The organism is Nitrososphaera sp. AFS, assembly GCF_009898475.1.
In the GTDB taxonomy this organism is placed as follows: domain Archaea; phylum Thermoproteota; class Nitrososphaeria; order Nitrososphaerales; family Nitrososphaeraceae; genus Nitrosopolaris.
Genome location: NZ_QURE01000005.1, coordinates 40,456 through 49,378 on the forward strand (window position 1 = coordinate 40,456; position 8,923 = coordinate 49,378).

Consider the following 8,923-nt stretch of genomic DNA (forward strand, 5'->3'; position numbering starts at 1 on the left):
TGTTTGCTTGTGAATATATCAATGGGGCTAATTAAGTATTGGCTTGAACTAAAGTCATTTACGACACGCCAATGTTAATGTTTGAGAAATCACAACTCATGATGCTAGTTATCTGATTATTCTCATAGTTCATTCTACATTAAACTTGTTTTTAATACCTTTCAGTCACAAATTGATCTCAAGGGTATACAGAGCATGGGTGTGATCTACACAGACTGGAATGCCAACCTGAGGAGAGGTGCCCGTATTAACTTTCGTCCTGAATGACTTCCACAGCTGCGTCTTCGATCTTTTCCACAGCAGGATAGTACGCCCTTAAATCTTTAGATTTGTAGTCTTCAACCCACCTAAACTTTCGCTGAAGTGTAGAAGTGTATATTTTTTTCCAGTCAAGATCCACATGTACCATCCATGCCCTCATAACTCTAGGGTCGATGTAGTTCCTCAATGACGTCCCAAGATTGTAATCGCGAGTATTCTTTTGGAGCTTCAACTGTGTTCGAACCTTGTCCAATCTTGCTTCCAGTCTACTTTTTTGAGTCTCAGTTTTCCACTTGTGTTCCTGAATATCCAGTTTAAGCCGTTCAATAGTTTCTTGCTTCTTCAGCAACGATTGTTCGTACCTTTCGATAGCCTTTTTACTCGCGGGATTATTTGGATCAATCCCCTTCTTGTGGTTACAAGTCACTGCTGCTTTCAGGTTTGCCATTTTGGCGACATAAATTTTATCAGCCTCTGTCGAACTCCGGCTTATTCTGATCGGTGGTTTAGCAAGAGCTTCTTTTACAGTTCTAGTAGTAGTAAAAGTTCTAAATACCTTGGCAGTTAAGCCCGGGACTTGTTTTGGATCAATGCTCCTGAGAAAACTATTTACCTTACTAGAAGTAATTCCATCAAAAATTTGATGGTTTGGTTCCTTATCTTTCATAAATAACCTTAGATTTTCATACAATCCCCTAGTGTCTTCTGAATCGACTTTAAGGGTTTTTTGCCATGGGACACTGTCCTTCCCTAAGAAATTAAACTCTACGAACATTCCCGAGTTTTCCACAGGGAACTTGATGTGTTCTACTCTCAGTGTCGATGCCCCGACAGTGTCAGACTCCTCTGGATCTTTTTCGTCCCCAACTCGCATCGACAATTTAAAGATTAGATAAGAAACTGTAGCAATTTTCCTTTTATTTATATCCGAAGATTTAAGCATTCTATGGATAATTTCCCTCTGTACTTTTTTGATGTGCTTTCCCAGAGTATTAGCCTTATCGTATTTTTCCTTCTCATTATTCTGCTTTAGCGTTGCCGAATCATGTAGCCAGACATACTTGCGCTTTCCTGTTAATTTCTCTGTCCAGGTCGCTAGCCATGTCGAAGAATGATCATGAACGATGCTCTGCCAATTCCCTGGAGGAATTGAAGCTTCCTCACCAAGGTTAAGTATAACGTCTTCCGCCTCTACACGTGGCTTCCATCTCCCTCGTAAAGGATGTTGACCTCTGCCCATAAACAAACCTGGAGGTTCCACCAACCAATTGGCTATGTCTACTTCAGTTCCATCGATTACTGCCTTGGCGTATGTTGCTTTGAGTTTCTCTTTTTCTAGATGTTTCGTGATTTTCAAGCTTTTCCTTTCTTCCCTTGGAAGGTTTCGAATCCTTTGTTGTTCTGCCTCTCGAATTTGCTTTTCATTTTCTACCAGGCTGAAAGCTTCTGAAAAATCGATTTCTGAAATGCCATTAACAGATTGTAAATCTTTTGGAAGTAGTTTCCTGAAGTCACTCAAAAAATTATTTTGAAAAACCGGATCGTGAATGTAGTGAGTATCCTTCTTCTTTGCCCACGCATATACTAATTCTTCTTGACTTTGATCGAGAGATAATTTCCTGCCCCCAATAGACACGGTTAAGCCTTTGGGCTGATAAGGAGGGGGGAATGCGACACCATTGTGTTGAAGCGTATGCCATTTTCCATTCAAAACTGTAGTAGTGGCGTGCGATTCCATCGGATATAACACAAAAAGATCAATCCACTATTCTTAAACCTTACCCAACGACTAAACTGATCTCAAACATAGATTACATACTAGAATGTCGCTGGGTTCGATATCTGAATTGATCCAATTTGATTAGCTCGTGATAAGATCCAAACTCGCTTGGATTAATTTCATCTAGCGCCGAACTGGAGTCTGATCCCTCTTGGTCGAACGCTTTCACTACTCTATAAAGGGTAGTACGCTCGACTGGGGTCCTGCCTATTTCTTTTATGATTGAATGTAAATATTTGGGTTTCATTAATTGACCGTATTGTGCACCAGCAGCAGTGGAAATGCTTTCGTTCATCAGTGTCCCTCCTAGGTCATTGGCACCTGCATCCAACAACAGCTGGGACATTCTAGGTCCCTCCTTTACCCACGAAACCTGAATGTTATTTATCAGGCCACTTAACATGATTCTCGCAACGGCATGCATTTTCAAAACTTCGTCCCCACTTGGTCCGGGCCTAACGACAGGTGTCGTATTTTCGTCGGTACTGTTTTTCTTTATTGTGCGATACATAGGTGCCTCTGTATGTATGAAGCTCAGAGGTACGAATTCGGTGAAGCCATGCGTACTTTCCTGAATTTCCCTCAGTATTTCAATATGCTTTACCTTTTGAAGGGACGTTTCTACGTGACCATACATAATTGTAGAAGTAGTAGGAATCCCCAGTGAATGAGCAGCTCTGATCACCTTGATCCAGTCGCTGGCACTGATCCTCCCAGGCGATATCAAATTACGCAAGGTTTGATCTAGGATTTCAGCGGCTGTCCCTGGGAGGCTACCGACTCCAGCTTCTTTCAACGATTTCAAATATTCGTCGACAGACATCTCAGAACGAGTTGCTCCGTATAAAACCTCCTCTGGAGAAAAGGCATGTATATGTATGTCAGGAATCTCTTTTTTTATTGCTCGACAAATGTCTATATATAAAAATCCGTCCATTTTTGGAGGTAACCCAGCTTGTATGCAAATTTCGGTTGCGCCTAATTTCCAGGCTTCCGTGGCTCTTCTCAAAATCTCCCCAATTGGCAATAAATACCCTTCTTCTTGCCTGAAGTCTCTACTAAACGCGCAGAAACCACACCTCTTTATACAAACATTCGTGAAATTTATGTTTCTATTTACCACGTAACTGACTCTCTTCCCTACAGCCCTCTTTCTTAATTCATCAGCGACTGTCAACACCATTCTCATTTCAAGTCCTTTTGCTTCAAATAATTCAACTCCTCTCTGAGTGGAGATTTCCTTTCCACTTAAAGCTAGGTCTAATGAGTCAGAAATTATTGGGTCAATCTGTTTTAGAATTGAATCCAGTGTCACAGTAGATAACCCTCCGGAACTAGACCGAATTCATCGGAAATCGGCTTGACAAAACTCTTGAGGTCTTGAGAAATAAATGAATCGTTAAATATAAATTCAGGATAAATGGGAAGCCTGGCTCGTAGTGAGAACCCACATTTTCTTGTGATTTCATCGATGGTCGTAATAGAGGGCCAAGGAAATTCAGGATTAACATGATCAATCGTCACCGGTGAAATGCCTCCCCAATCGTTGATACCAGCCTCGAGAAACTTTCCAAAATGATGAGGACTAAGGTTAGGTGGAACCTGAATATTCATTTCCTTTAATATAATTCTGGCTAACCCTACCGTCTTCAGAAAATAGTCAGCGGATGGCGGTTGCGTATTTGCCATCTCGGTAGCTTGTTTCGGCGTAAAGTTTTGTATTATAACCTCTTGAATATGTCCATATTTCCTGTTGATTTCCTTAATTAAGTATAATGAGTTTACTATATCCGAAGGCTCTTCACCTATCCCAACGAGTAGGCCTGTAGTAATCGGTATGCTCAATTGTCCTGCACTTTCTAGCGTCTTAAGCCTTACCTTAGGATTTTTACTTGGGGCAAATTCGTGTGGCATACCCTTTCCCATTAACTTTTCACTTGAAGACTCGAGCATAACTCCTAAACTGACATTCGTATGTTTCAAAAGAGACATTTCCTTTTTTGTCATACTGCCAGCATTCGTATGTGGAAGCAGACCTGTCTTTTGCAGGATCAATTCACTTATCTCGCTTAGATAGTCTATTGTAGATGAATGTCCAAGAGAGTGTAACCATGATCTAGCTTGTGGATATCTCTGTTCTGGTCTTTCACCGGTGACTAGAAGAGCCTCCGTACACCTGAATCTTTTCCCGGTCCTTGCCAATCGAAGTACATCAGAAGGAGTCATCATGGATACTAGATTATCTGATGGTGCCTTGCGGTAGGTGCAATAAGAGCAGAAATCGCGACATAAATTCATAACATTGAAGAATATTTTCCTAGAATAGGTAATCGGACCAGGTTTGAATTTGTCCCTAATGCGTTTGGCGTTTGAAAGGATCGCTTCTGAGTCAAGAGATATAAAAAGCTCCAAAGCCTCATTTTTTGATATATCTCGACCCTCCAAACTTTTATCCAGAGATTCAAACTGGCAACGATCGTGCCTTGTAGTTAGCAAGTGTATCAGCTTTGTTAAATTAGGTCATTCTTAATAAAGAGTTAGAGGTATACCTCCTACCTCAGCGGATTCTGTTGTTCTTTAACTGTATATCGTCTGTTCCTCCATATGACCGCTCCGGGTTTATTCGCGTCAATGATTGAGGATATAAAAGAAAAAGAAATAATCACAGCCGCAATTGGAGAGGCTATCGCATAGAGAGCGCTCTGACGTAGAGCAAATTTAGAATGCATAGCGTTACTCAATACTATGAGAACGCAGGTCATGGTAGATGTTATGAGGAGAATATAGAGTAATGGGTCCCCATACATGAGGAGTAACAAATAGGAGTATAGCAGCATGATAAACGGTACCAGCAACAAGAAAAAAAGAGCGATCACCATAAGGCTTGTTTTTATACTGTGTTGACTATAAAGTGGAATCATCAATCGTCTTAAACCCTGCCATAGAGAACGAAGATCTCTTGCCCAGATCGCTGTTATCTCTTCTTCAGCCCTAACCATTTTTAACTTGAATTTTGCTTCTTTAACCTTGCCTCCAAGCGCCCCATCCTCCACTAGCTCTTGTTTCACTTCCTTGTGCGTACCCACTTTCTCGTATACAGTTTTGGAAATAATGAAAAAGCTACCGAAGAAATAACCTACTTTTGTTTCGGGATCGTTTACCCTTATTGCGGAAAATCGCGTGTGAAGAAACGTTGAGAGCATCGGCAAAGTGGCTCTAGTCCACCTGTCTAAGCAGAGTAGCCTTGGCATAGCTGTGATCGCATCCAGATTCTCGAGTAAAAATTGCTTGACGGCTAGCGACATCAAAGAAGGCGAATGTTGCGTATCTGCATCAGTAAAAAGGAGCAAATCTCCTGTGGACCGTATGTAGCCCTGATAACATGCCCAATTTTTGCCAACCCACCCCTCTGGCCGAGGACCTAGCTCGATAAAGACAATATTCTGATGCTCTTTCGAGTATTGCGAAATTATATCTCCAGTCTCATCTGAAGACGAATCATTAATAGCTATTATTTCATAATTCAGATAGTCTTGGAACAAAAGCGAGTCCAGACACTTGGAGATATACATGGCTTCATTCCTAGCCGGCAAAATTACGCTCACCTTAGGTATCGAACCTATAGATGCGCTATCAATGTCTTTAAGCTTGGGTGAGAGTCGATAAGATTTCTTCAAATACAATGTCAGGTAAATCCAAGTCATACATATGGCTATCATAACCACGGAAAGCAATGCGTTAGCCAAGATTGTCGCGAGCCACATTTTAAGGCATATTGACGGAAACTACAGATATAGATTTTGTTGAAATTTATCGCTCATCCAAACGCTAGTATTCGCATAGCCCTGACTCGAATAAATCAGAATATCTCGGATGTTACTTGCCTGGTTTCAAGTTGTTACCTGAAAGTATTAATGTAACAGCATATGCTTAGTCCTTCATGACAGAAACAAAATACAACTTGAGTTTGCCCTTGGCGATAGCAATTGGTGTGATGATAGTAACTGCTGCTTCGGCAGGTTCTGCACTTGCGGCTGGCAATACATCCAATGCGAGTGGAGCAACAGCAGGTAACATGACAAAAGCAGGTGGAGCAACAGCAGGTAACATGACAAAAGCAGGTGGAGCAACAGCAGGTAACATGACAAACAAAAGCAGGTGGAGCAACAGCAGGTAACATGACAAAAGCAGGTGGAGCAACAGCAGGTAATGCCTCAGCAGCCGCAAAGAATGCCACATCGTCAAATTCATCCAATCCAGTAGCCAAGCTTGGTCAGGCGATCTCGAAAGGTCTGGGCAGTATATTCGGCGGAAAGAAATAACCTCTACGAACTTTTTTTTGTTTTAGCAAATAGAATCTGAATTGTTAGTTCCTTGACTGGGACTCAACCACAGAAAGCGTTTTTAATCGTATTTTTGCACTGCCTTTCGTGGATGTAGATACAGTAGAATACGTAAGTTACGACGAGTTCTCGAAGGTTCAGCTGAAGATTGGAAGGGTTATTCATGCTGAAGCTATCCAGGGGATGCAGAAGGTCTTCAAAGCAGTTGTGGATGTAGGTAGCGAACAAAGAGAGCTTGCGGTCGGCGCGGCCCATTACTATTCGCCCGAACAATTTATTGGGAAACTGGTAGTGGTATGCACCAATTTGGAACCGAGGAAAATCGGTGGCATGATGTCAAACGGGATGTTACTTGCGGCCGAGGAACCAGGTGGTCGACCTGCCTTTTTGACAGTTGCTGAGGACACTCCGATCGGATCGGTAGTACGCTAGAAGACGTATGTCTCTGATGCATAAAGTGCTATCAGATTTTTATAAAATAATGGGATTGGTCGATGCTTACTGACACGTCAAAGCGAATCTATTGGGGATCGCTGCATCTTTTATAATATCAAGTTTTGTTCAAATACTTCAGGCTTGGCGTTTGAAAAAAGGATTAGTTATTGTTTACACTGGTAAAGGCAAAGGCAAGACGACTGCCGCTCTGGGAGCAGCTCTCCGTTCTGTAGGACATGGACACAATGTTATAATGATTCAGTTCATCAAAGGAGAGTGGTACTATGGGGAACTAACAAGCTCCAAAAAATTGGAACCTCATTTTGAATTGATTGCGGCTGGAAAGGGATTTGTTGGAATTCTGGATGACGATCATACTTTAGAACAACATAAAGAAGCCGCCTCAAAGGCTGCTAAAATTGCGATCGAAAAGCTTGCTACTAATGCATACGATCTGATGATTCTTGATGAAATCAATTATGCTGCTAACTTGGACTTAATTCCCCTAGAAATGATCATACAAATCATCAAAAGCAAGCCAATCAAAACAACACTTATGCTAACGGGTAATTATGCTCCATCAGAAATTATCGAATTAGCTGATCTAGTTACTGAGATGAGGGAAGTTAAGCATCCATATAAATTAGGAGTTAAAGCAGTTGAGGGAATCGATTATTAGCTACCCTTTTTACAGATTGCTTCGTGTTCAGCCATACAATATGAATCTTGTATGCGTATGGTAACCTTAAAGTATGCCATTCGGACCGATACTTTTGGATGGTAACCACCGAGATGCGACGGCTTCCAGAAGAAGGTGATATTGTTATTGCTACTATCAGGCAGCTGACGGGTCATGGTGCGTATGTGGTTTTGGACGAATACAATGATATGACTGGTTTTCTTCATATTTCTGAGATTGCCACAGGATGGATACGTAACATAGAACGATACGTAAGGCCCAGACAAAAATCAGTATTCAAAGTCATCAGAGTAAACAAGACGCGTGCCGAAGTTGATCTATCTCTGAAGCAGGTATCCGGAGAAGAAAGAAAGGCAAAGCTTATCGAGGTAAAGAAGAATGAAAAGGCATCGGCCTCTATGAACATTATCAAGGAAAAGACCAAAATCAATGACGCCCAAGTCAAAGAGATTGAGGACAAAATTCTTCAGAAATATGACTATATCTATGACCTCTTCGAAGAAGTTGCAAGGAAAGGCATAAGTGTCATTTCGGATATTGATCTGTCGCCCGAAGTTCTTAAGGCGATCGATGAGGAAAGCAATAAAGTCCAGATCCCTGGTGTAGAAATTCGAGGAATAGCAGAAATTGCTGTCAAAAAGCCGAATGGAATTGATATTATTAAATCGACACTAGGAGCTGCCGAATCCAGTAAAAGTACAACTAGTACTGTGAGTGTAGCATACATTGGCGCTCCTAGGTATAGGATAGTAGTCGAAGCAGAGAATTTTAAAAATGCGGAAAAAGCCATGAATAGTTTAGTAGAAAAGATACGCTCTAATTTAGAGAAACATCATGGGACATTCAACTTTTTACGGGAAGAATCCAAGAAGACACATTTTCAAAAATAGAGTCGATCACATCATGAAACACATGATTCGAAAATGTCTAAAATGTTTTTTATATACCCTAAAGCCTCTTTGCGATAGATGTGGCGCACCGACAGTCGATGCACACCCTGCTAGATATTCTCCAGATGATAAATACGCGCGTTATCGGATAGCGGACAGATACGTACAGCTAGATATTGAATCTAATCCTACAAATAACGCATAGGAATATCTGATTATCCAGCCATCGTCCGATGGCCCTTGTTGACAACAATGTTCGGCTGAAATTCACGGCGGTACAGCTGTAGCGTTTCCAGATGGCAAGTGTGTGGAGTTTTTAGTCGCGTTTATTATGCTATTGGTTGCAAATTTGGTTGCATTAGTGTTTTTAACTAGATTCACTGTACTATTAATTCTTCCAGCGGCTGCACTTATCGCGTTAGTAGCTGCAGTCTTGTTCATGCCAGCAGCTGCGCTTGTAGCGTTAGTAGCTGCAGTCTTGTTCATGCCAGCAGCTGCGCTTGTAGCGTTAGTA

General features: G+C 41.5%; 11 protein-coding genes. 6 read left to right on the top strand and 5 right to left on the bottom strand.

Annotated features, from left to right (window positions below):
- Positions 1 to 247 precede the first annotated feature (247 nt).
- From DYY65_RS01030 to DYY65_RS01045, 4 genes are all read right to left on the bottom strand, one after another.
- A complete protein-coding gene (locus DYY65_RS01030) occupies positions 248 to 1,999 on the bottom strand; it encodes a DNA topoisomerase I (RefSeq protein WP_162476137.1) in 1,752 nt (583 codons plus the stop codon).
- Positions 2,000 to 2,072: 73 nt separating this feature from the next.
- Positions 2,073 to 3,356 carry a 5-amino-6-(D-ribitylamino)uracil--L-tyrosine 4-hydroxyphenyl transferase CofH gene (cofH, locus tag DYY65_RS01035; RefSeq protein ID WP_370519254.1) on the bottom strand — a complete coding sequence of 428 codons (1,284 nt, stop codon included), beginning with the start codon at positions 3,354 to 3,356 and terminating at the stop codon, positions 2,073 to 2,075.
- The gene (gene cofG, locus DYY65_RS01040; RefSeq protein WP_162476138.1) at positions 3,353 to 4,537 is read right to left on the bottom strand and encodes a 7,8-didemethyl-8-hydroxy-5-deazariboflavin synthase CofG; all 1,185 of its coding nucleotides are present in this window, start codon (positions 4,535 to 4,537) and stop codon (positions 3,353 to 3,355) included. The genes cofH and cofG overlap by 4 nt, the downstream gene beginning before the upstream one ends.
- 56 nt (positions 4,538 to 4,593) lie before the next feature.
- Entirely contained in the window at positions 4,594 to 5,718 is a 1,125-nt protein-coding gene (locus tag DYY65_RS01045; protein WP_236561580.1) for a glycosyltransferase, read from the bottom strand.
- A gap of 263 nt (positions 5,719 to 5,981) precedes the next feature.
- Between DYY65_RS01045 and DYY65_RS01050 the strand changes: the two genes are divergently transcribed.
- The 6 genes from DYY65_RS01050 to DYY65_RS01075 all read left to right on the top strand — a co-directional run bounded on the left by DYY65_RS01050 (position 5,982) and on the right by DYY65_RS01075 (position 8,614).
- Positions 5,982 to 6,218: a hypothetical protein gene (locus tag DYY65_RS01050; RefSeq protein ID WP_162476140.1), complete on the top strand. Its 237-nt coding sequence runs from the start codon at positions 5,982 to 5,984 to the stop codon at positions 6,216 to 6,218.
- A 1-nt stretch (position 6,219) separates the two neighbouring features.
- The gene (locus DYY65_RS01055) at positions 6,220 to 6,363 is read left to right on the top strand and encodes a hypothetical protein (protein WP_162476141.1); all 144 of its coding nucleotides are present in this window, start codon (positions 6,220 to 6,222) and stop codon (positions 6,361 to 6,363) included.
- A gap of 108 nt (positions 6,364 to 6,471) precedes the next feature.
- The gene (locus DYY65_RS01060) at positions 6,472 to 6,816 is read left to right on the top strand and encodes a methionine--tRNA ligase (protein ID WP_370519255.1); all 345 of its coding nucleotides are present in this window, start codon (positions 6,472 to 6,474) and stop codon (positions 6,814 to 6,816) included.
- 133 nt (positions 6,817 to 6,949) lie between these two features.
- Complete coding sequence (cobO, locus tag DYY65_RS01065) at positions 6,950 to 7,498, top strand: cob(I)yrinic acid a,c-diamide adenosyltransferase (RefSeq protein ID WP_370519256.1); 549 nt, start codon at positions 6,950 to 6,952, stop codon at positions 7,496 to 7,498.
- Positions 7,499 to 7,596: 98 nt separating this feature from the next.
- The gene (locus DYY65_RS01070) at positions 7,597 to 8,409 is read left to right on the top strand and encodes a translation initiation factor IF-2 subunit alpha (protein WP_162476143.1); all 813 of its coding nucleotides are present in this window, start codon (positions 7,597 to 7,599) and stop codon (positions 8,407 to 8,409) included.
- A gap of 13 nt (positions 8,410 to 8,422) precedes the next feature.
- Positions 8,423 to 8,614 (top strand): RNA-protein complex protein Nop10, encoded by a 192-nt coding sequence (locus DYY65_RS01075; RefSeq protein ID WP_162476144.1) that lies wholly within the window; start codon positions 8,423 to 8,425, stop codon positions 8,612 to 8,614.
- Between the two features lie 62 nt (positions 8,615 to 8,676).
- Here the strand turns inward: DYY65_RS01075 and DYY65_RS01080 are convergent.
- Positions 8,677 to 8,923: hypothetical protein (locus DYY65_RS01080; protein ID WP_162476145.1), on the bottom strand; the 247-nt coding region annotated here is incomplete at its 5' end.

Coding starts and splice junctions, on each gene's coding strand:
- DYY65_RS01050 (WP_162476140.1), top strand. CDS start 5,982: ATGACAGAAACAAAATACAACTTGAGTTTGCCCTTGGCGATAGCAATT.
- DYY65_RS01055 (WP_162476141.1), top strand. CDS start 6,220: ATGACAAAAGCAGGTGGAGCAACAGCAGGTAATGCCTCAGCAGCCGCA.
- DYY65_RS01030 (WP_162476137.1), bottom strand. CDS start 1,999: ATGGAATCGCACGCCACTACTACAGTTTTGAATGGAAAATGGCATACG.
- DYY65_RS01075 (WP_162476144.1), top strand. CDS start 8,423: ATGAAACACATGATTCGAAAATGTCTAAAATGTTTTTTATATACCCTA.
- DYY65_RS01070 (WP_162476143.1), top strand. CDS start 7,597: ATGGTAACCACCGAGATGCGACGGCTTCCAGAAGAAGGTGATATTGTT.